Here is a 19,611-nt window from a genome sequence, read left to right as displayed (position 1 = left end):
AGGGGTCTCAGCCGTCGCTCCCGTCGTTCTGACCGTTCCCGTTGCCGTTTCCGTTGCCACCGCTGTTCCCCGGGCCGTCGCTCGCGCCCGAGGAGTCGGACCCCGTGCTGAACGACGAGCTGTCGTCGGACGTGGTGGGCGCAGAGGTGGGGGCCGGTGCCGAGCCGATCAGCCGCGGGTCAGGGGCGCCGAAGTCCTCGACCGGCATGCCCTTGACCGCCTGGTCCATGTAGGTCTTCCAGGTCGGGGCCGCGACGGTCGAGCCGTACAGGATGTCGTAGGAGTTGCCCGCGACGGTGCCCGGACCGGTGTGGTCCTCGCGGGGGTTGTCGACGGAGCCCACCCAGACGGTCGTGGCGAGCTGGGGGACGAACCCGGAGAACCACGTCTGGGCCGACAGCTGGGACGTGCCCGTCTTGCCGGCGACCGGGCGGCCGTCCTCGAGACCGCCGACGTAGTAGGCCGTCCCGCGGGTGAAGACGTTCTCCATCGCGTAGGCCATCGTGGCGGCGACGTTGCTCGGCAGCGCGTTCTTGTCGCAGTCGGCCTCGGGGACCTCGTACTCCTCACCCCGGGGTCCGGTGACGCCCGTGATCGCTCGCGGCGCGCAGTAGGTCCCGCCCGAGGCGATGGTGGCGTACATCGCGGCCATGTTCAGCGGGGAGGACTCCTGCGTGCCGAGCAGCATCGGCGCGAAGATGTTGATGTCGCTCTCCTTGACCTGCGTGGTCTTGAGCGGTCCGACATCCCGCGTCTCGGTGGGCAGGCTGGTGCTGGTCGGGCGGAAGCCCATCTGGTAGGCCGTGCCGCGCAGATCGCAGAGGTTGAGGCGTGAGCCCATGTCGGCGTAGGCCGCGTTCACGGACAGGTAGGTGGCCTTGAGCACGCTCATCGGCCCCGCGGAGCCGCCCTCCGCGTTTCCGACCGGCCACTCCTCCGAGGGCAGGGGCTTGCACGGAGAGTTGAACTTGCCGGTGTCCCAGGTCCGTTCGTTGGCATTCACGACGTCGTTGAGGGTGTGCCCGCTCTTCAGCCACTCGGCGAGGACCACCGGTTTGAAGTTCGACCCGGGGGAGAACCCGCCCGAGGCGCCGTGCAGGTAGTCGGCGTTGTAGCTGACGGTCGTGTCCCGGCTCGCGTTCTCCGCGGCCTTCGTGCCGGTGTAGGGGACGTTCTGGGCCATCGCGAGGATCTTGCCGGTCCCGGGCTCGACGGAGACGATCGAGGCCTCGAGCCCCTCGCTGCTGCCGTCCTCGGGCACGGACTTCTTGATGGTCTTGAACGCGGACTTCTGCTTCTTCATGTCCAGCGTCGTGTGGATGTCGAGACCGCCCCGGTACAGGAGGTTCTGGCGGTCCGCGCGCGTCTCCCCGAACGCCGGGTCCAGCAGCAGCTCCTTGATGACGTAGTCGCAGAAGAACGCCGAGTTGTTCGCCATCTGGCAGCCGGCCGGCGTCGGGTTGACGTTTAGCGTCTCCTCGATCGGCTGGTCGAGGGCCTCGTCTCGCTCGTCCAGCGAGATGTACCCGAGGCTGTACATGTTCTTGATGACCAGGTCGCGCCGCTCCTGGGCCAGCTCGGGGTTCCGCGTCGGGTCGAACTTGCTGGGTGCCTTCGTGATCCCGGCGATCGTGGCGGCCTGGACGACGGTGAGGTCGGCGGCCGTCGTGTCGAAGTAGTAACGGGCCGCCGCCTCCACGCCGTAGATCTGCTTGTGCCCGAACTGTGCGACGTTGAGGTAGCCCTGCAGGATCTCGTCCTTGGACATGCGCTCCTCGAGGGCGATGGCCATCTTGGCCTCGCGGAGCTTGCGGTCGATCGTCGACTCGTGGGCGGCGATCACGGCGAACTGGTCGCCGTCCTGCAGGGCCGACTCGATGAGCATGTTCTTGACGTACTGCTGGGTCAGCGTCGACGCGCCCTGCGTGGCCTCGTTGGTGAGGTTGTTGACGACGGCACGGGTGATGCCCTGGGCGTCCACGCCGTTGTGCTCGTAGAAGCGCTCGTCCTCGATGGCGATCGCCGCGTGCTGCACGTTCTCGGAGATCTCGTCGAGCGGCTTCACGATGCGGTTCTGGTAGTAGAACGTCGCCAGGAGCCTGCCGTTGGAGGCGTAGATCCGGGACTGCTGCGACAGCGGCCGCGGCTCGAGCTCGGCCGGGAACTCGTCGTAGATCTCCACGGTGCTGTCCGCCACCGCGTTGACACCCGCGACCGCCGGGATCACGAACCCCGCGGCCAGCACGCCGCCGGCGCCGGCGGCCAGCAGGAAGGCAAGCAGCAGCGCGACCATCTGCGTGGCCGGGATCGTGCGCGTGATGCGACGAGACTCAGGAGGCGCCATGTGCCCAGCCTAGAGGTTCGGTCCGCACCGCCGCACAGGAGGACCGGCACGGGTGTGCAGGTCCTGTGGAGTCGTGGTCCCCGACTCGTGCCGATGCCCCGACGAAACATGGTCGGGCTACCATCGCCGCATGGCTACCACGTGGGAGTACGCGACCATCCCCCTCCTGATCCACAACACGAAGGCGATCCTCGACCAGTGGGGCGCCGACGGCTGGGAGCTGGTGCAGGTCGTGCCGGGTCCGGACAGCGCGAACCTCGTCGCCTACCTCAAGCGACCCTCGGGTGAGTGAGGCCGGCGTGAGCATCGAGTCCCGCCTGGCAGAGCTGGGCCTGACCCTGCCCGACGTCGCCGCACCGGTGGCGGCGTACCAGCCCGCCGTCCGGTCGGGACGGTACGTCTACACCGCGGGGCAGCTGCCCTTCGTGGACGGCGCCCTGCCGACCACCGGCAAGGTCGGCGCCGGCGACGGGCTCGTGGACCCGGCGGACGCCACCGAGCTGGCCGGCATCTGCGCCCTCAACGCGCTGGCCGCCGTGCACAGCGTCGCCGGCACGCTGGAGGGTGCGCGCATCGTCAAGGTCACCGGTTTCGTGGCCAGCGACCCGTCCTTCACCGGCCAGCCCGCCGTCCTCAACGGTGCCAGCGAGCTGCTGGGCACGATCTTCGGGGACGCCGGCACGCACGCCCGGTCCGCCGTCGGCGTCGCGGTCCTGCCGCTGGACGCCCCGGTCGAGGTCGAGCTGATCGTCGAGCTCGCCGACTGACAGGTCCCCCGTCACAGCACGAGCTCGGCAGTTCCTGCGTCGATCGGCACCTCAAGCTGTCGATCGACGCAGGAACTGCCGACCGCGCGGGACGCCGCAGCACGGCGCACTCAGCGGACGTCGAAGACCCCCGGACACCGTCACCCACCCCGAAGTGGAGGCCGCCCAGCGGCCGTGAACGTGACGGTGTCCGGGGGTCTTCGACACCCGCGGAGGAGCAGGACTCAGCGAGCGCGGCGCTCCAGCCGGTCCATGTCGAGCAGCACGACCGCACGGCCCTCGCGGCGGACCCAGCCGCGCGTGGCGAAGTCGGCCAGCGCCTTGTTGACGGTCTCGCGGGACGCGCCGACGAGCTGAGCGAGCTCCTCCTGGGTCAGGTCGTGCGCGACCCGGACGCCCTCGTCGTTCGGCTCGCCGAAGCGCTGCGACAGGTCGAGCAGCGCCTTCGCGACCCGCCCGGGCACGTCGGAGAACACCAGGTCGGCCAGGGTCTCGTTCGTGCGGCGCAGCCGTCGGGCGAGCGCGCCGAGCAGCGTCGTGGCGACGTTGGGGTGGGCGGCGACCCACTGGACGAGCGCCTGGTGGCGCAGCTCGTAGCACAGTGCGTCGGACACCGACGACGCAGTGGCGGTCCGGGGGCCCGGGTCGAAGAGCGAGAGCTCGCCGAACATCTCGCCGGGTCCGAGGATCGACAGCAGGTTCTCCCGACCGTCGCTGGAACGGCGTCCCAGCTTGATCTTGCCCTGCGCGATCACGTAGAGCCGGTCGCCCGGCTCCCCCTCGCGGAACAGGACGTCCCCGCGGCCCAGCTCGACCGGGATCATGGACTCGATGAGCGCCTTGGACTCCTCGGTGTCCATGTCGGCGAACAAGGGGGCGGAGAGCACGACGGTGTCGTCCACAGCAATCCTCACGTTCTCGGGCCTCTGCCCGGGCGGGGCGAGGCGCGCGTCTGTCAAAATGTGTTCCAGGTCTCAGTCTGCCTCACACCAGGGCGTCGTGCCTGGACGCACCGCCGCGGGGTGACGTCCGGGCGAACGACCGGCGGGGTCCTCGAGTTCCGCGACCTGGCGTCCGTCCTGCGGTCGGAGTCCGGGGTTACGCTGCCCGCATGGTCGAGACGTCGGAGCAGCCTACCCCTACCGGCGAGTCCCGTCTGGCCCTGGTCCGGCGGGCCCGACGCATCGACCGCGTGCTCGCCGAGACCTACCCGGACGCGCGTGCGGAGCTGGACTTCACCACGCCCTTCGAGCTGCTGGTCGCCACGGTGCTCTCGGCCCAGACCACCGACGTGCGGGTCAACGCGACGACGCCGACGCTGTTCGCCCGGTACCCCGACGCCGCCTCGCTCGCCGCGGCCGAACCGGCCGACGTCGAGGAGATCCTGCGCCCGCTCGGCTTCTACCGGGCCAAGACGCGGTCGGCGATCGGCCTGGCCCAGGCTCTCGTGGAACGGCACGGCGGCGAGGTGCCGCGCCGTCTGCCGGACCTGGTGGCGTTGCCCGGCGTCGGGCGCAAGACGGCGAACGTCGTGCTCGGCAACGCGTTCGGCATCCCCGGCATCACCGTGGACACCCACTTCGGCCGGCTCGCCCGGCGCCTCGGGTTCACCGAGGAGGAGGACCCGGTCAAGGTCGAGCACGCCGTCGGCGAGCTCTTCCCCCGCAAGGACTGGGTGATGCTGAGCCACCACCTCGTCTGGCACGGCCGCCGGGTCTGCCATGCCCGGCGTCCGGCGTGCGGCGCCTGCCCGGTCGCGCGGTGGTGCCCGTCGAACGGTCTGGGGGAGTCCGACCCGGTCGCTGCCGCGAAGCTGCTCCGGCCGGGGCCGCGGGGCTGACCGCCGTCGCGCCCGTCGGTCAACGCAGCACGCCCGGGCGCCGCAGCCAGTCGAGCAGCAGCACGGTCACGGCGTCGGGGGCCTCCTCCGGCAGGAAGTGGCCCGCCCCCTCGACGACCTCGAACCGGAAGTCACGCGCCAGCGCCGCCCCGTCCAGGTCGGCGGTCTCGCGCCGCAGGAACCCGTCGGCGGCGCCGTGGAGCTGCAGGACCGGCACGTCGACCGGGCGCTTGAGGGCCGCGAGGTACCGGCGTCCGGCCGGGTGGCTCGACGTGCGGGACAACCAGCGCAGCGCGTCCACCGTGTTGTGCGCGGCGAACGGGACGCGCAGCGCCTCCCGGTAGCGCGCGACCGCCTCCGGGTCCAGGGGGCGGTCGGAGCCGGCGTCCAGGATGCCGGCCACGCCGTCGGCGTCCTGCAGGCGACGTTCGAGGACGCCGGGCAGCTGCGCGGCGGCGAACAGGCGCCGGGCCGCGGGGGTGAGGATGCCCCTCCCCGGGACGTGCAGACGGCCCGGGTGCGGTGCGCTCACCGCGGCGACGGCCGCGGTGACGGCCGGCTGGAGCGCCGACATGGCCCAGGCGAGGGCGCCGCCGGTGCCCGCACCGACGACGACGGCACGGTCGTGACCGACGGAGCGGATCACCCCGGCCACGTCGCGGGTGCGGGTCGGCACGTCGCGGCCCGACGGCGGTTTGTCGGACGCGGCGACCCCGCGGACGTCGAGCGCGGCGACCTGCATCCCGGCGTCCGCCAGGGCGGCGATCTGGTGACGCCAGGCCCACCAGAACTGCGGGAAGCCGTGGAGCAGCACCACGAGCGGGTCCCGGTCGCCGTTCGTGGGGCGCGGGCCGGCGACGGCGACGTGGAAGCGGGAACCGTTGGCGGCGACGAACTCGTGCCGCCACGGTCCGTCGACCAGTGCGCAGGAGTAGTCGGCGGCGTCGGACATGGCGGTCACGGCCGCAACCTACCCGGTCAGCCGCCGGAGGACACGTGGGCGGAGCCGGGGGCGTCACGGTCGGGGCCCGACCCCGTCCCCGGGGCGGTCACGTCGTCGCGGGGTTCCTTGGGCGGGTCGAACCGGTAGCCGACGTTCCGCACGGTGCCGATGAGCTGCTCGTGCTCCGGGCCGAGCTTGGCGCGCAGCCGGCGCACGTGCACGTCGACGGTGCGGGTGCCGCCGTAGTAGTCGTAGCCCCACACCTCCTGCAGGAGCTGGGCGCGGGTGAAGACGCGGCCCGGGTGCTGCACCAGGTACTTGAGGAGCTCGAACTCCTTGTAGGTGAGGTCGATCGGGCGGCCGCGCAGGCGGGCGGTGTACCCGCCCGCGTCGATCGCGAGCTCGCCGGCGGAGATCTCCTGCGGCGAGTCCTCGCGGGTGCCGTGCGCCGACCGCTCGACGACGAGGCGCAGCCGTGCCTCGACCTCCGCGGGCGAGGCGGACTCGAGCAGGAGGTCGTCCGCTCCCCACTCGTGGTTGACGACGGTCAGGCCGCCCTCGGTGAGGATCAGCACGAGGGGGACCGTGAGCCCGGTGGCGTGCAGCAGGCGGCACGTGGTGCGGGCGGCGACGAGGTCCCGGCGGGCGTCCAGCAGGACGACGTCCGAGTCGGGGGCGTCCACGAGCGCCGAGGGCTCCATGGGGAGCACGCGCACCTTGTGCGAGAGCAGTCCCAGCGCGGGCAGCACCTCGACCGAACCGCCGGTCGCGGGCGTCAGGATCAACAGTTCCGCCACGTGCACTCCTCCCGCTGCGGGTGATCGTCAAGGTACCCTGCCGCGCCCCGAAGGTCACAACGTCTTGGCATGGGAGACTCGTCCGCGTGACCGTGACCTCCCGTGCCGTGACGACGGCGGTGCTCGCCACGCTCGTGGCGACCGCCGCCTACCTGGGGCCCTGGTGGACGCTCGGCGCGTGCGGGCTCCTGATCCTGCTGCTGACGGCCGGCTGGGCGCCGCTGCTCCGCCTGCCGGCCGAGGGGGCGACCTCGGTGGTGGTGCTGCTGGCGGGTGCCGGCGGGCTCGCCGTCACCTGGTTCACCGAGGGCGAGCCGATCCTGCGCAACCTGCCCCTCGTCATCGCGCTGTCGCTGGTCCTGGCCTTCGTGGCGCAGATGCTGCGCCGCGGCGGGCGCCCTCGTCTGGTCGAGTCCGTCAGCGGGATGACGGCCGGCGTCGTGGTCACGGTCTCCGCCGCCGGATGGCTGGCCACCGCGTCGACGGACGCCGGTGCCGGGCTCGTGGTCACCAGCGCCGTCGGCCTGGCCGTGGCGTCGGCGGTGGCGGCGCTCCCGGTGGCCGGGGGGTGGATCGGGTCGCTGCTGGGCGTCGTGCTCGGTGGAGCGGCGGGTGCCGGCACCGCGTCGGCCCTGCCCGAGGTCGAACCCGTGCACGGCCTCGTCGTCGGGCTGGTCGCCGGTCTCGTCTCGGCCGCGCTCCGTCTGCTCTTCGAACGTCAGCCCGCCCTCGAGAGACGTCGTGCCGCCGCGGCGGCGGCCGCCGTCCCGGTGACGATCACCGGGATGCTCGTGTTCGTCGTCGGCCGCATGCTCCTGTAGCCCGGGGGGTCGGACCCGCAGGTGGACGGTGCGGCGGGGACCGGGCGGGGCGCGTACTCTCCGGTGACGACGGCCGGGAACATCCATGCGAAACGATCTGTTGCCGGTGGGTGGTGATCTGAAGGAGGCCATCGCATGACCGCACAGTGGACCGTGCTCGCCGCGTTGCTCGTGGTGACGGCGGTGCTCGCGCTGACGTGGCGCTCGGCCCAGGGCCGGGTGCGCACGACCGCACCGGGCGCCGTGGACGCCGCCGCGACCGGCTGGACGGACGAGCTCGTCGCCCAGGGCATGACCCCGGGCGCCCGCGCGACGTTCCTGCAGCTGTCGGCGGAGGTCTGCTCGGCCTGCCGGTCCACCGCCCGGACCCTGGGTGCGCTGGCCGCCGAGGAACCCGGCGTCACGCACGTCGAGGTCGACGTGGACCACCGTCCCGACCTCGTGGAGCGCGCCCGGGTGCACCGCACGCCCACCGTGCTGGTGCTGGACGCCGCCGGCACCGAGGTGGCGCGCGCGTCCGGCGGGATGACGCCGGCCCGCGCCCGGGACGCGCTCGCGACGGTGCCGTCGGCACCCGTGGCGGGGAGGACCGCATGACCGTGGAGACCACCGACCCGCCCCGCATCGACCCCCGCGGCCCCCGTGTCGGGGCCGGCATCACCGCCCTGCTGCTGGCCGTCGTCGTCCTCATCGGGCCGACCACGCCCGCGCTGGTGCTGCTCACCGTCGTCGCGCTGAGCTTCGTGCCGGGTGCGGTGCGCGGCCCGCAGGCCACCTGGCAGGGCTGGCTCTTCCGCACGCTGGTCCGGCCGAGGCTCGCCCCGCCGCCGGAGCTGGAGGACGTGCGTCCGCCGCGCTTCGCGCAGACCGTGGGGCTCGTCGTGACCGGTACGGGCGTCGTCGCCGGCTGGGCCGGGGCGCTCGCGGTCGTGCCGTGGGCCGCCGGGCTCGCCTTCGTCGCGGCGGCGCTCAACGCCACCGTGGGGCTGTGCCTCGGCTGCGAGCTGTACCTGCTGGGACGCCGGCTGCGTCCGTCCGCGCGGTAGGGCGCGGGCGCGCCGGTCAGTAGACCAGGGCCTGGGCCCCCGGGCGCAGCGACTCCTCGACGAACACCGGGGCGCCGGCGATCCGCACCCCGTCGAGCACGTCCTCGGGGCCGATCTCCCGGCGCGCCGCGCACTGGGAGCACACCGTGACCGTCCCGGCCGCCAGCACCGCCTCGAGCAGCTCGGCGGCCGGCGCGGCGTGCTCCAGCGCCAGCTCGTCGGCCCGACCGGGCACCCCGAACCACGCCGCGTCCCCGGTCAGCCAGAGGGAGACGTCCACCCCGGCGGCGACCGCCGACGCGGCCACCGTCAGCGCCTGGTTCGCGGCCTCCGGACGGTCCGTGCCCGACGTCGTCTTGACGACGAGGGATCGCCGGTCTGTGGTCTCGGTCATAGGTCGACCCTAGCCCCACGGCGATGGGTACCATCGAGGCATGTCGATCCACGCGCTCGAGATCTTCTTCACCAGCCTCCTGGTGGTCACCGTGGGAGTGATCACCTGGTTCGCCGCCTACGTCGTCTACAAGCTCTTCCACGGTCAGCGCTGATGCCGTTCACCTTCCCCGAGGGACTCGCTCCCGAGGTGTACCCGCTGGCCTGGCTGGTCGGACGGTGGACCGGGGGCGGTGTCATCAAGTACGAGGGCATCGAGGAGACCGAGTTCCGCCAGGAGCTCGTCTTCGACCACGACGGCGGCCCCTACCTGCGGTTCGAGTCCACACTGTCCGTGCGGTCCGGCGCCTCCGACGGCGCGGTCACCGACGGTGAGGTCGGCGACGACGCCGCCTTCGACACCGTCTGGTCCACCGAGACGGGCTACTGGCGCGTCGCCTCGGAGCGACCGGAGGGCCTCTCCGAGAGCCAGCACCCGCTCGAGGTGCTGCTCACGGACGCCTCGGGTCGGGTCGCGCTCTTCCTGGGCGTGGTCGGCGACGGCCGGGTGGACCTGGCCACCGACTTCGTGGCCCGCACCGCCACCGCCGCCGAGGTGACGGCCGCCAAGCGGCTGTACGGCAACGTCGACGGCCGGCTGCTCTGGGTCGAGGAGCTCGCCGCCTTCGGCCACCCGATGGGCACGTACGCGTCGGGAGAGCTCGACCGGGTCACCGACGACTCATGACCTACCGCAGCCCCCTGCTGGACCGCCCGGACGCCGTCGCGGCGACCGGCCCGGACGCCGGGGTCGCCTGGCACTACGGCGACCCGGTGGCCGAGCAGCGCGCGCTCGTGCGCGGTGCGGCCGTCGTCGACCAGTCGCACCTCGGCGTGGTGCGCCTGACGGGCCCGGACCGCCTGGGCTGGTTGCACTCGATCACGTCCCAGGACGTCGAGCACCTCGCCCCGCGCACCTCGACCGAGCTGTTCGTGCTCTCCCCGCAAGGACGGACCGAGCACGCGCTCGCGGTCGTCGACGACGGCACCTCCACCTGGTTCGTCACCGAGCGCGACCACGTCGCACCGCTCGTGGCGTGGCTCGAGCGCATGAAGTTCATGATGCGCGTCGAGATCGACGACATGACCGACTCCTACGCCGCGATCGGTGAGGCCGTCGACGCCGAGGGCACCGAGGACGAACCCGTCACCTGGCGCGACAGCTGGCCCGAGGTGGTCGGCGGCGGCACCCGCTACGGTCCGCCTGCCGCGGAGCACCCCGGGGCCGACCGCGACTGGCGTCTCGTGCTCGTCCCGCGGGAGACCCTCGTCGACGCCGTGGCCGCGCGGGAGGCGGCCGGGTGGCGGCTCGCCGGGACGTGGGCCACCGAGGCCCTGCGCGTCGAGGCGTGGCGGCCGCGGCTCGCCCGCGAGGTCGACGACCGCACCGTCCCGCACGAGCTCGACTGGCTGCGCACCGCCGTCCACCTGCACAAGGGCTGCTACCGCGGCCAGGAGACGGTCGCGCGCGTGCACAACCTCGGCCGGCCGCCGCGGCGGCTGGTCATGCTGCACCTCGACGGCTCCCAGCACGTCGTGCCGGAGGCCGGCGCCGAGGTCCGTCGCGACGGACCGGACGGCAAGGTGGTCGGACGGGTCACGACGGTGGCCCGCCACCACGAGCTCGGCCCCGTGGCCCTGGCCGTGGTGAAGCGGAACGTCCCCGTCGACGCCGAGCTCGCCGTCGTCGGCCCGGTCGGTGCCGGGGACGACGCCGAGCAGATCGCCGTGGCGGCCTCGCAGGAGGTCGTCGTGCCCGGCGAGGGCGTCTCGGCCGACCGGCCCGCCGCGCGCGGCGAGACGATGCGGGGCCTGACCTCACGCGGTGGCGACGGGGCTCAGAGCCTGCTGTGATCGAACGGTGAGGACCGGGCCGGACCCGCGCCGGGCGCGTGACGCCGCCAACACGGCCGTGCGGTCCCTGGTCCGCCGGATCCGGCTGCGCCAGGGCTGGGCCCGTGTCCGCAGCAGCTTCTGGCCGATCGTGCAGGCCTCCCTCGCCGCCGGTGCCGCCTACGGGATCGCGCACACCCTGCTGGGGCACGCCCAGCCCTTCTTCGCGGCGGTGGCCGCCTGGGTGTGCCTCGGGTTCTCCTTCGACCGGGAGCTGCGCCGGGTGGCCGAGGTCGCCGCCGGCGTGGCCGTCGGGGTCGGCATGGGCGAGCTCGTCGTGGAGGTCATCGGCTCCGGGTGGTGGCAGCTCACGGTCGTGCTGCTGGTCTCCGCGCTGCTGGCGCGGTTCCTCGACCGCGGCCCCCTGCTGGTCACGCAGGCGGGTGTGCAGGCCATCGTGGTCGTCGGGCTGCCCTTCGCGATGGTCGTCGACGGCGCGTTCGGCCGCTGGACCGACGCCGCCATCGGCGGTCTGGTGGCGCTGGTGGTGACCGTGCTGACCCCGGGGGACCCGCGCCGCCGGCTGCGGGCCCAGGCGGCCGGAGGCACCTCCGAGCTGGCCGAGACCCTCGAGTCGGTCGCGCGGGGGCTGCGGAACCACGACGCGGACGAGCTGGCCGCCGCGCTGGTGCGCGGCCGGGCCAGCGAACCCGTGCTCGCGGACTGGCGCGACGCGGCACGCAAGTCCGCCGACATCGCGCAGGTGAGCGTCAACCGGGGGCACTGGGCGGAGTTCAGCCGCCTGGCCGAGCAGGCGGTGCTGCTGGACCGCGCGATGCGCAGCGTGCGGGTGCTCGCCCGGCGCGCCCCCACCGTCGTCGCCCCGGACGGCACCTGGCCGGACGTGGCCGCCGCCGCCGACCTCGTGGACCGCTTCGCCGGCGGGGTGCGGCTGCTGTCGACGGCGCTCGAGGACGGCGCGTCGCTCGAGGGGGCGCGGGCGCTGCTGCTCGAGGTCGCCGCGGAGGCCGACCCGCGCGAGGTCGGGGGTGACGACCTGGGCGTCGCCTCGCTCGTGGTGCTGCTGCGCGCGCCCGTGGTGGACACCCTGGAGGCCGCCGGCCTGGGGGCCGGGGACGCCCGTGCGGCGCTGCCGGAGCTCTGACCTGGTCTCTCGGGCCGCGAACCCGCCACGGGGCCTACCTGCGACGGACCGACTGCGGTAGCGTCGTCGACCATGGACGTCCCGGTGAGCACGCTGCGTGCCGAGCTCAAGTCGTGGATCGAGCGGGCCCGCGCGGGCGAGGAGGTCGTCATCACCGAGCGCGGGGTCCCCGTCGCCCGCCTCACCGGCGTCCAGAGCGCCGACCTCGTCGCCCAGCTGGTGCGCGACGGCCTGGTCTCCCCGGCGGACGGGTCGCGGCCCGTGCACGAGGTGCCGTCGGCCCCGGAGCCGACCGGCCCCGGCCACGGCGCGCACCGCTCGACGTCCGGCTCCGCCCTGTCCGGTCTCGTGCGCCGCATCCGGCGTTGACCGGGGCGGGACAGCGATGGCTCTCGTCTACTTCGACGCCAGCGCCCTGGTGAAGCTCTGCGTCCCGGAGCCGGGGTCCGAGCTCGCCAGCGCGCTGTGGAACCGCGCCGACCTCGTGGTGACCTCGCGGCTCGCGGACGTCGAGCTGCGAGCGGCGCTGGCGGCGGGGCTGCGGGCCGGCGTCCTGGACGCCGCGGCGCACGACCGGGCCGTCGCCCGGTGGGAGGAGCTGTGGCCGGCCCTGCACCGGGTGGAGGTCACCGCGGAGCTCGCCGACCAGGCCGCCGCGCTGGCCGCGGGGACGGACCCGCTGCGGGGCGCCGACGCGGTGCACGTGGCCGGAGCGATCGCCGTCATGCGCGACGGCGGGATCCTCGCGGCCTGGGACGAGCGGGTGGCGACCGCCGCGCGGAGCCACGGACTGCGGGTGCTGCCGTAGCCTGGGCCCGTGATCGCGAGCCTGCAGTTCTACGTCTTCGTCATCCTGGCGATCGTCATCTTCGTCATCGAGGTGTTCGCCCTCGTCGACGCCGTGCGACGTCCGGCCCACGGGTTCACCGCCGAGGGCAAGCTGTCCAAGCCGATCTGGCTGGTCATCCTGGGTGTCGCCACGGCGCTCGGCTTCCTCGCGCTGCCCACCTCGGGCGGGGCGATCAGCTCCCTCGGGTTCCTCAGCATCGTCGCGGTGGTCGCCGCCATCATCTACCTCGTCGACGTCCGCCCGCGGCTCAAGCCGTACGGCACCGGACGGGGCAAGGGCCGGTCGCAGGGGTCGAGCGGATGGTGAGCGTCGCGCAGGGAGCCGTCCCGCTGGCGGAGGTCGTCCGGGGCGGCCTGGTGGAGTCCGTGCACCTGGGTCACCTGGTCGTGCTGGACCCGGACGGCACGGTCGTGCTCGCGGCCGGGGACCCGGACGTCGAGATCTGGCCGCGCTCCTCCCTCAAGCCGGTCCAGGCCGTGGCCATGCTGCGCGCCGGGCTGGAGCTGCCGGCCGACCAGCTCGCGCTCGCCGCCGCCAGCCACGACGGGACCCCCCGGCACGTCGGGGTGGCCCGGCAGATCCTGGCCGGGGCGGGGCTGGCCGAGGAGTCGCTGGCGAACACCCCCGACCTGCCGTACGACCCGCAGGCCGCGGCGGCGTGGCAGGGGGCCGGGCACGGGCCCGACCGCCTCACGCAGAACTGCTCCGGCAAGCACGCCGCGATGCTGGCCACCTGCCGGGTCGCGGGGTGGCCCCTCGAGGGGTACCTGGCCGTGGACCACCCTCTCCAGCAGGCGGTACGGGCCGCGGTCGTCGAGCTCGCCGGCCCGGACGCCGCCCGGCGCGTCACGGTCGACGGGTGCGGGGCACCCCTGTTCTCCACCACGCTGGCCGGTCTCGCGCGGTCCTTCTCGCGCCTGGTCCAGGCGCCGGCCGGGAGCCCCGCGCAGCGGGTGGTCGCGGCCATGACCGCCTTCCCGGAGCTGGTCGGCGGCGACGGTCGCGACGCGACGCGCGCGATGCGTGCGGTGCCCGGCCTCCTCGCCAAGGACGGTGCCGACGGGGTGTACGCCGCCGCTCTGCCGGGTGGGGCGGCGCTGGCGTTCAAGGTGCTCGACGGGGCCTCCCGGCCGCGGCCGGCGGTGCTGGCGGCCGCCCTGCGCGTCGCCGGGGCCCTCGACGTGCCCGGCGCCGACGAGGCGGCGCTGGACGCGCTCGGCGCCACGTCCGTGCTCGGGGGCGGCGCACCGGTCGGCGAGGTCCGCTCCACCGTGGCCGTCCGGGCGGAGGTGGCCTCGTGAGGGCCGTCGTCCAGCGGGTGACCCGGGCCAGCGTGACCGTGGACGGCGAGGTCGTCGGCACGATCGACCGGCCGGGCCTGGTGGCGCTCGTGGGCGTGACCCACGACGACGGGCCCGCCGACGTCGCGACGATCGCCCGCAAGATCGCGGACCTGCGGATCCTGCGGGGCGAGCGCTCCGCCGCGGACGAGGGTGCCCCGGTGCTGGTGGTCAGCCAGTTCACGCTCTACGGGGACGCCCGCAAGGGACGGCGGCCCACCTGGCAGGCGGCGGCACCCGGCCCCGTCGCCGAGCCGCTCGTCGACGCCGTCGTGGCGGACCTGCGCGGGCGCGGTCTCGAGGTCGCAAGCGGGGCGTTCGGTGCCGACATGGCCGTCGACCTCGTCAACGACGGGCCGGTCACGATGCTGCTGGAGACTTGACAAGCGCAGCGCCAACCGGTGACCCGGGATATCATCCGGAAACCTGACAAACTCGTGACCTGCACGGATCGTGCGGATCATCGGGAGGTTGACGATGACGTCCCTGGACCCGGCAGCACCGGCGGCCCGGCGCACCGGCACCGGGCCCGTCGTCGTGGCGCCCTGGGTGGGGGCGTGGCTCGCGCGGGCGGCCGCTGGTGACCCTGAGGCCGTCGAGCAGCTCGTGGCCGCTCTGCGCCCGGCGCAGCTCGCCGGCGGATCGGCTCTTCCCGACCCGCTGCCGGTCGTACCCGCGCTACGGGCCCGCGTCCCGGTGGCGGCGCTCGACCCGGAGGAGCGCCGGGTGCTGCTCTGCGCGGCCCTGGCGGTGTCCGGGCGCGCCGAGGTCGTGCTGGACGCCGCCGGTGCCGACGCCGCCGTGCTGGCCCGGCCGGTGGTCGCCGACCGGCTGACCGTGCGCGACGGGTCGGCCGCCCTGGTGGATCCCGGGGTGCGCGCAGCGCTGCACGCGGCCGCCGATCTGTCCGAGCGGGTCGCGCTGCACGCCGCGCTCGCCGGTGCCGCCCGTCGGGTCGGTGAGACGGCCGCCGCCCTGTGGCACACCGCGGTGAGCACGCCGTCGGGCGACGAGCTGCTCGCCGACGGACTGCTGGAGCTGGCGGACCTGCTGCTGCAGAGGGGCGACGCCTCGGCCGCCCACCGCGTCGCCCGCGAGGCCGTCTCGCACGCCGTGGGGCCCCGGCGGGCGGCCGCCGCCCTGCTGTCCGGCCGGTGCGCCCTGTGGAGCGGGTGCCTCGACGACGCCGACCGGTGGCTGCGCGACGCGGCCGGGGGCCCGGCCGCCGGCGTCGCCCGGCAGGCCGTACGGCTCGTCCACGCCGTGGCGACCCTGCGACGGGGTGCACCGGTGGGGGCCGGGCCGACGGCGCCCCGCCACGGCGGCCTCGACCGTCCCGCGGCCGCGCTGGCCCGGCTCGTCGACCCTCTCGTCGTCCTCGCGCCCACGACGTCGGACCGGACGGCGATGGCCGCGGTCCTCGACGCCCTGCGGCTCCTGGACGACGACCCGGTCGGGGCCGACGCCGCCCTCGCCCGGACGGTCGTGGGAGCCGTGCCGACGGTCCCGCGGCCGGGGCCCTGGCCCGTGGCCTCCGGGGCGCTGACGCCGTGGGTCGAGGCACACCTCCGCGTCGTCCAGTCCCTCGTGCTGGTGTGCACCGGCGACGACCGCGCCGCCGCGGACGTGCTGGCGGACGCCGCGGCTCGTCTGCCGTCCGCGCACGTGGTGGGAGGGCTGGCCGCCGAGCTGGCCGGTCGTCTCGCCCGCGAGCGGGTCCCGGGTGCCGGGCCGCCCGTCGAGGTGTGGCGCAGGATCGGACCGGTCCGGCCCGCGGCGGCGGGGACGGTCGCCGCGCTGCTGCCGGGCGTCGTGCCGCCGTCGGGGTCGCTGCTCGCGGCGGCCGCGGCACGAGCCTCCGGCCCGGGGGCGCCGGACGGAGCCCGGAGGACCGGGCTTCCGTCGGCGTGGTCGACGACGCTCACCGCACGGGAGCTCGAGGTGGTCGAGGCCGTCGCGCGCGGCCTGACCAACCGGCAGGTGGCCGTCGAGCTCTCCGTCTCGGTGCGGACGGTCGAGGTCCACCTCGGACGGGTGTTCCGCAAGCTCGACGTCTCCTCGCGGTCCGAGCTGTTGGTCCGGGCGCTGCGCCCCGACGCCTGACGACCCGTACGGGATCACCCGTAGCCCGGGCGGCGGTGGCGGCGGGCAAGTCTGTGGGGATCCCTGATCCGTCGAAAGGTAGGTTCCCTTACTTTTTAGGAACGCGTTCATCGACGAACCGCCCGGCGGGTCCTCCGGCCGGTGCCGGCGGTGGCGTCCCCGACGACACGAGGGAGACCTCTCATGCGAGCAACCCATCCGGCACCGCGCCGGCTCGGCGCCGCCGGTGCCGCCGTCGTCCTGCTGGCGACGACCCTCGCGGCGGCCACGAGCACCGGGGCGGCGACCGCCGCCGTCGCGTGCGAGCCGTCGTGGACGGCCGAGTCCGTCTACACCGCGGGTGACGTCGCCTCGTTCGCGGGGGAGAACTGGACGGCCGGCTGGTGGACCCAGGGCGAGGAGCCCGGGTCCGCGGAGTGGGGCCCCTGGACGAGCGACGGCGCCTGCGGCGCCACCGGGCCCGGCCCCGAGCCGACCCCGGAGCCGACACCGACCCCGGAGCCGACACCGACCGCGGAGCCGAGCCCCGAGCCGACCGGGGAACCGACCACGGACCCGGGCGAGCCGATCTCGGCCAACCCGGACGACGTCTGCCGCCCCGACGGCATGAAGCCCACCGCGGGCGTCGACACGCCCTACTGCGACGTCTACGACACCGACGGCCGCGAGATCCTGCCCAACGGGCTCGACCGCCGCGTCATCGGCTACTTCACGAGCTGGCGCACCGGCGGGAGCGACCAGCCCAGCTACTTCGCGAGCGACATCCCCTGGGACAAGATCTCGCACGTCAACTACGCGTTCGCCCACGTCGGCCCGGACAACAGGGTGTCGGTCAACGAGGACGTGCCGGGCAACCCGGCCACGGACGCCACCTGGCCCGGGCAGGAGATGGACCCGGCGCTGCCGTACACCGGGCACTTCACGACGCGCCAGGGGCACACCGGCGACAACGTCGGCGGGCTGACCGGCGACTTCCACGACGCGGAGTTCACGGTGCCGGCCGGCGGCATCCCCGCGGGCGGGTCGATCACCAACAACCTGACGTGGACGCTGCCGATCGCGCAGCTCTCCAACGTGCTCGTGACCGTCGACGGGACCGACTACGCCACCACCTACGACCAGCCGCGGGGCGTCACCGTCGTCGACCTGCCCGCCGGCTCGGGCGGCTCCGGGGGCGGCGGCGCGGCGGACGGCACCGCCTGCGAGGCCCCCGCCTGGCAGACCGGCGGCACCTACACCGGCGGGGACGCCGTCACCCACGCGGGCCACGCCTGGACCGCGAAGTGGTGGACCCAGGCCGAACCCACGGCGAGCGCCGACGCCTGGACCGACGAGGGCACCTGCTGACCGTGCACGACGCACCGACCACCCACAGGAAGGACAGCACCATGACCGGATCACGACCAGGGGTGCGCCGCGTCGCGGCCGCCCTGACCGGCCTCGCCGTCGCGCTGACGGGAGCCGTCGGCGCCGTCGCCGCCACGAGCGCGACGGCCGCCGAGACCTCCTCCGGCGACAGCGCCATCAACGGGTACCGCAACGTCGGGTACTTCACGCAGTGGGGCGTCTACGGACGCGACTTCCACGTCAAGGACCTCGACACGTCCGGCGTCGCGGCCGACCTCACCCACATCAACTACGCGTTCGGCAACATCCACCACGAGACCCTCGAGTGCTTCGAGGCGAACAAGGCCCAGGGCACCGGTCCGAACGGCTCCGACGGCGCCGGGGACGCCTACGCCGACTACGGCAAGAGCTACTCCGCGGCCGAGAGCGTCTCCGGCGAGGCCGACGCCTGGGACCAGCCGCTGGCCGGGTCGTTCAACCAGCTCAAGCAGCTCAAGGAGAAGCACCCCCAGCTCAAGGTGATGATCTCGCTGGGCGGCTGGACCTGGTCGAAGAACTTTTCGAAGGCGGCCGCGACACCGGAGTCCCGGCAGAACTTCGTGTCCTCCTGCCTCGACCTGTACATCCGGGGCGACCTGCCCGTCATCGACGGCAGGGGCGGGCAGGGGGCCGCCGCCGGGGTGTTCGACGGCATCGACATCGACTGGGAGTGGCCCGGCTCCACCAACGGTCTCGAGGGCAACCACGTCGACGTCGAGAACGACGCCGAGAACTTCCGGCTGCTGCTCGCCGAGTTCCGCGCCCAGCTCGACGCCTACGGCGCCGAGACCGGCGAGGACTACCTGCTGTCGGCCTTCCTGCCCGCCAACCCCGCCGACATCGCCGCCGGCGGGTGGAACGACCCGCGGATCTTCGACTCCCTGGACTACGGCAACGTCCAGGGCTACGACCTGCACGGCGCCTGGGACGCCTCGCTGACCGGCCACCAGGGCAACCTGTACGACGACCCCGCCGACCCGCGCGAGCCGAGCCGGCAGTTCTCCGTGCACCAGGCGGTGCAGGAGTACACCGGCGCCGGCATCGACCCCGCCCAGCTCGGCCTCGGCCTGGCGATGTACGGACGCGGCTGGCAGGGCGCCACGTCCGCGGACGGCTGGGGCCCGGCCACCGGCGCGGCCCCCGGCACCTGGGAGGACGGCAACGAGGACTACGACGTCCTCAAGACGCTCGGGACGGAGTACTACGACGCCGAGATCGGCGCCGCCTGGCGGTACGACGGGAACCAGTGGTGGTCCCTCGACACCCCGCAGAGCGTGACCCAGAAGGTCGGCTACGTCCGCGAGCAGGGTCTCGGCGGCGGCATGTGGTGGGACCTGTCCGGCGACGAGGAGGGCGAGCTCGTCGACGCCCTGGCCGCGGGCCTGTACACGGGGGCGGCCGGCCCGGTCGACGTCCCCGACCAGCCGGACCCCGAGCCCACCGAGGAACCCACGCCGGACCCGACCACCTCGCCGAGCCCGGACCCGACGCCGGAGCCCGGGGAGTGCGCGGCCACGGCCTGGGACGACGCGGCCGTGTACACCGGCGGCGACGTCGTCGCCCACGACGGCAGCGAGTGGGAGGCGAAGTGGTGGACGCAGGGCGAGGAGCCCGGCACCGCCGACGTCTGGACCGATCTCGGGACCTGCGACGGCGAGGAGCCGTCGCCGGGACCGACGACCGCCCCCGGGGACTGCACCGCCACGGCCTGGGAGCCCGGCGCCGTGTACGTCGGGGGTGACGTCGTGAGCCACGACGGCGCGGAGTGGACCGCGAAGTGGTGGACCACCGGCGAGGAGCCCGGCGCGACCCAGGTGTGGGAGGGCCCGGCCTCCTGCTGACCGCCCTCCGGCAGCGCGGCGGCCCCCGACCTGACCAGGTCGGGGGCCGCCGTCGTGCAAGGCTGGCCCTGCTCGGGACACACACCGGGTAGACCGGCGCCCG

At 74.3% G+C, this 19,611-nt stretch carries 22 protein-coding genes; 17 read left to right on the top strand and 5 right to left on the bottom strand.

Features of this window, described 5'->3' with window-relative positions; all coding sequences use genetic code 11:
* Positions 1-7 precede the first annotated feature (7 nt).
* Positions 8-2,344 (bottom strand): transglycosylase domain-containing protein, encoded by a 2,337-nt coding sequence (locus tag HLI28_RS00935; RefSeq protein WP_171245626.1) that lies wholly within the window; start codon positions 2,342-2,344, stop codon positions 8-10.
* A 130-nt stretch (positions 2,345-2,474) separates the two neighbouring features.
* Here HLI28_RS00935 and sp36 point away from each other — a divergent pair, with 130 nt between their 5' ends.
* Entirely contained in the window at positions 2,475-2,636 is a 162-nt protein-coding gene (gene sp36 / locus HLI28_RS00930; RefSeq protein ID WP_171245625.1) for a Sp36 family protein, read from the top strand.
* A 7-nt stretch (positions 2,637-2,643) separates the two neighbouring features.
* Positions 2,644-3,111, top strand: a complete 468-nt coding sequence (locus tag HLI28_RS00925; protein ID WP_171245624.1) for an Atu1372/SO_1960 family protein — start codon at positions 2,644-2,646, stop codon at positions 3,109-3,111.
* A 224-nt stretch (positions 3,112-3,335) separates the two neighbouring features.
* On the opposite strand, the gene HLI28_RS00920 is transcribed toward HLI28_RS00925, so the two are convergent.
* A complete protein-coding gene (locus HLI28_RS00920) occupies positions 3,336-4,013 on the bottom strand; it encodes a Crp/Fnr family transcriptional regulator (RefSeq protein WP_304604505.1) in 678 nt (225 codons plus the stop codon).
* 209 nt (positions 4,014-4,222) lie between these two features.
* On the opposite strand from HLI28_RS00920, the gene nth reads away from it, so the two are divergent.
* Positions 4,223-4,951 carry an endonuclease III gene (gene nth / locus HLI28_RS00915; RefSeq protein ID WP_171245623.1) on the top strand — a complete coding sequence of 243 codons (729 nt, stop codon included), beginning with the start codon at positions 4,223-4,225 and terminating at the stop codon, positions 4,949-4,951.
* Between the two features lie 19 nt (positions 4,952-4,970).
* Here nth and HLI28_RS00910 read toward each other — a convergent pair whose 3' ends face one another.
* On the bottom strand, positions 4,971-5,903 hold the full coding sequence (locus tag HLI28_RS00910) for an alpha/beta fold hydrolase (protein ID WP_171245936.1): 933 nt from the start codon (positions 5,901-5,903) through the stop codon (positions 4,971-4,973).
* 26 nt (positions 5,904-5,929) lie between these two features.
* Positions 5,930-6,691 (bottom strand): winged helix-turn-helix transcriptional regulator, encoded by a 762-nt coding sequence (locus HLI28_RS00905; protein ID WP_343035524.1) that lies wholly within the window; start codon positions 6,689-6,691, stop codon positions 5,930-5,932.
* A gap of 86 nt (positions 6,692-6,777) precedes the next feature.
* On the opposite strand from HLI28_RS00905, the gene HLI28_RS00900 reads away from it, so the two are divergent.
* The 3 genes from HLI28_RS00900 (at position 6,778) to HLI28_RS00890 (ending at position 8,558) form a co-directional block, all read left to right on the top strand.
* Positions 6,778-7,512 (top strand): hypothetical protein, encoded by a 735-nt coding sequence (locus HLI28_RS00900; protein ID WP_171245622.1) that lies wholly within the window; start codon positions 6,778-6,780, stop codon positions 7,510-7,512.
* A 135-nt stretch (positions 7,513-7,647) separates the two neighbouring features.
* On the top strand, positions 7,648-8,109 hold the full coding sequence (locus tag HLI28_RS00895; protein WP_171245621.1) for a thioredoxin family protein: 462 nt from the start codon (positions 7,648-7,650) through the stop codon (positions 8,107-8,109).
* The gene (locus tag HLI28_RS00890; RefSeq protein WP_171245620.1) at positions 8,106-8,558 is read left to right on the top strand and encodes a DUF4395 domain-containing protein; all 453 of its coding nucleotides are present in this window, start codon (positions 8,106-8,108) and stop codon (positions 8,556-8,558) included. The genes HLI28_RS00895 and HLI28_RS00890 overlap by 4 nt, the downstream gene beginning before the upstream one ends.
* Before the next feature lie 16 nt (positions 8,559-8,574).
* Here the strand turns inward: HLI28_RS00890 and HLI28_RS00885 are convergent, their stop codons facing one another.
* Positions 8,575-8,952, bottom strand: coding sequence for a DsrE family protein (locus HLI28_RS00885; protein ID WP_171245619.1), 378 nt, complete (start codon positions 8,950-8,952; stop codon positions 8,575-8,577).
* Between the two features lie 153 nt (positions 8,953-9,105).
* Between HLI28_RS00885 and HLI28_RS00880 the strand changes: the two genes are divergently transcribed.
* From HLI28_RS00880 to HLI28_RS00830, 11 genes are all read left to right on the top strand, one after another.
* Complete coding sequence (locus tag HLI28_RS00880) at positions 9,106-9,678, top strand: heme-binding beta-barrel domain-containing protein (protein ID WP_171245618.1); 573 nt, start codon at positions 9,106-9,108, stop codon at positions 9,676-9,678.
* Positions 9,675-10,844 carry a CAF17-like 4Fe-4S cluster assembly/insertion protein YgfZ gene (gene ygfZ / locus HLI28_RS00875; protein WP_171245617.1) on the top strand — a complete coding sequence of 390 codons (1,170 nt, stop codon included), beginning with the start codon at positions 9,675-9,677 and terminating at the stop codon, positions 10,842-10,844. Before HLI28_RS00880 ends, ygfZ begins: the two co-directional genes overlap by 4 nt.
* Before the next feature lie 7 nt (positions 10,845-10,851).
* Entirely contained in the window at positions 10,852-11,988 is a 1,137-nt protein-coding gene (locus HLI28_RS00870) for an FUSC family protein (protein WP_171245616.1), read from the top strand.
* 72 nt (positions 11,989-12,060) lie between these two features.
* Complete coding sequence (locus tag HLI28_RS00865) at positions 12,061-12,357, top strand: type II toxin-antitoxin system Phd/YefM family antitoxin (protein WP_171245615.1); 297 nt, start codon at positions 12,061-12,063, stop codon at positions 12,355-12,357.
* Between the two features lie 16 nt (positions 12,358-12,373).
* Complete coding sequence (locus HLI28_RS00860; RefSeq protein ID WP_171245614.1) at positions 12,374-12,796, top strand: type II toxin-antitoxin system VapC family toxin; 423 nt, start codon at positions 12,374-12,376, stop codon at positions 12,794-12,796.
* Positions 12,797-12,805: 9 nt separating this feature from the next.
* Positions 12,806-13,144, top strand: coding sequence for a DUF2516 family protein (locus tag HLI28_RS00855; protein ID WP_171245613.1), 339 nt, complete (start codon positions 12,806-12,808; stop codon positions 13,142-13,144).
* Positions 13,138-14,139: an asparaginase gene (locus tag HLI28_RS00850; RefSeq protein WP_171245612.1), complete on the top strand. Its 1,002-nt coding sequence runs from the start codon at positions 13,138-13,140 to the stop codon at positions 14,137-14,139. Before HLI28_RS00855 ends, HLI28_RS00850 begins: the two co-directional genes overlap by 7 nt.
* The gene (gene dtd, locus HLI28_RS00845; RefSeq protein ID WP_171245611.1) at positions 14,136-14,561 is read left to right on the top strand and encodes a D-aminoacyl-tRNA deacylase; all 426 of its coding nucleotides are present in this window, start codon (positions 14,136-14,138) and stop codon (positions 14,559-14,561) included. The genes HLI28_RS00850 and dtd overlap by 4 nt, the downstream gene beginning before the upstream one ends.
* 94 nt (positions 14,562-14,655) lie before the next feature.
* Positions 14,656-16,281: a helix-turn-helix domain-containing protein gene (locus HLI28_RS00840; protein ID WP_246246271.1), complete on the top strand. Its 1,626-nt coding sequence runs from the start codon at positions 14,656-14,658 to the stop codon at positions 16,279-16,281.
* A 183-nt stretch (positions 16,282-16,464) separates the two neighbouring features.
* Positions 16,465-17,628 (top strand): chitinase C-terminal domain-containing protein, encoded by a 1,164-nt coding sequence (locus tag HLI28_RS00835; RefSeq protein ID WP_171245609.1) that lies wholly within the window; start codon positions 16,465-16,467, stop codon positions 17,626-17,628.
* 41 nt (positions 17,629-17,669) lie between these two features.
* Positions 17,670-19,508, top strand: a complete 1,839-nt coding sequence (locus HLI28_RS00830) for a glycosyl hydrolase family 18 protein (protein WP_171245608.1) — start codon at positions 17,670-17,672, stop codon at positions 19,506-19,508.
* Positions 19,509-19,611: the final 103 nt, after the last annotated feature.

This window comes from Isoptericola sediminis, assembly GCF_013085345.1.
Taxonomy (GTDB): domain Bacteria; phylum Actinomycetota; class Actinomycetes; order Actinomycetales; family Cellulomonadaceae; genus Isoptericola; species Isoptericola sediminis.
The sequence above is the reverse complement of the archived record's forward strand: the minus strand, read 5'-3'. Positions and strand labels throughout refer to the sequence as shown.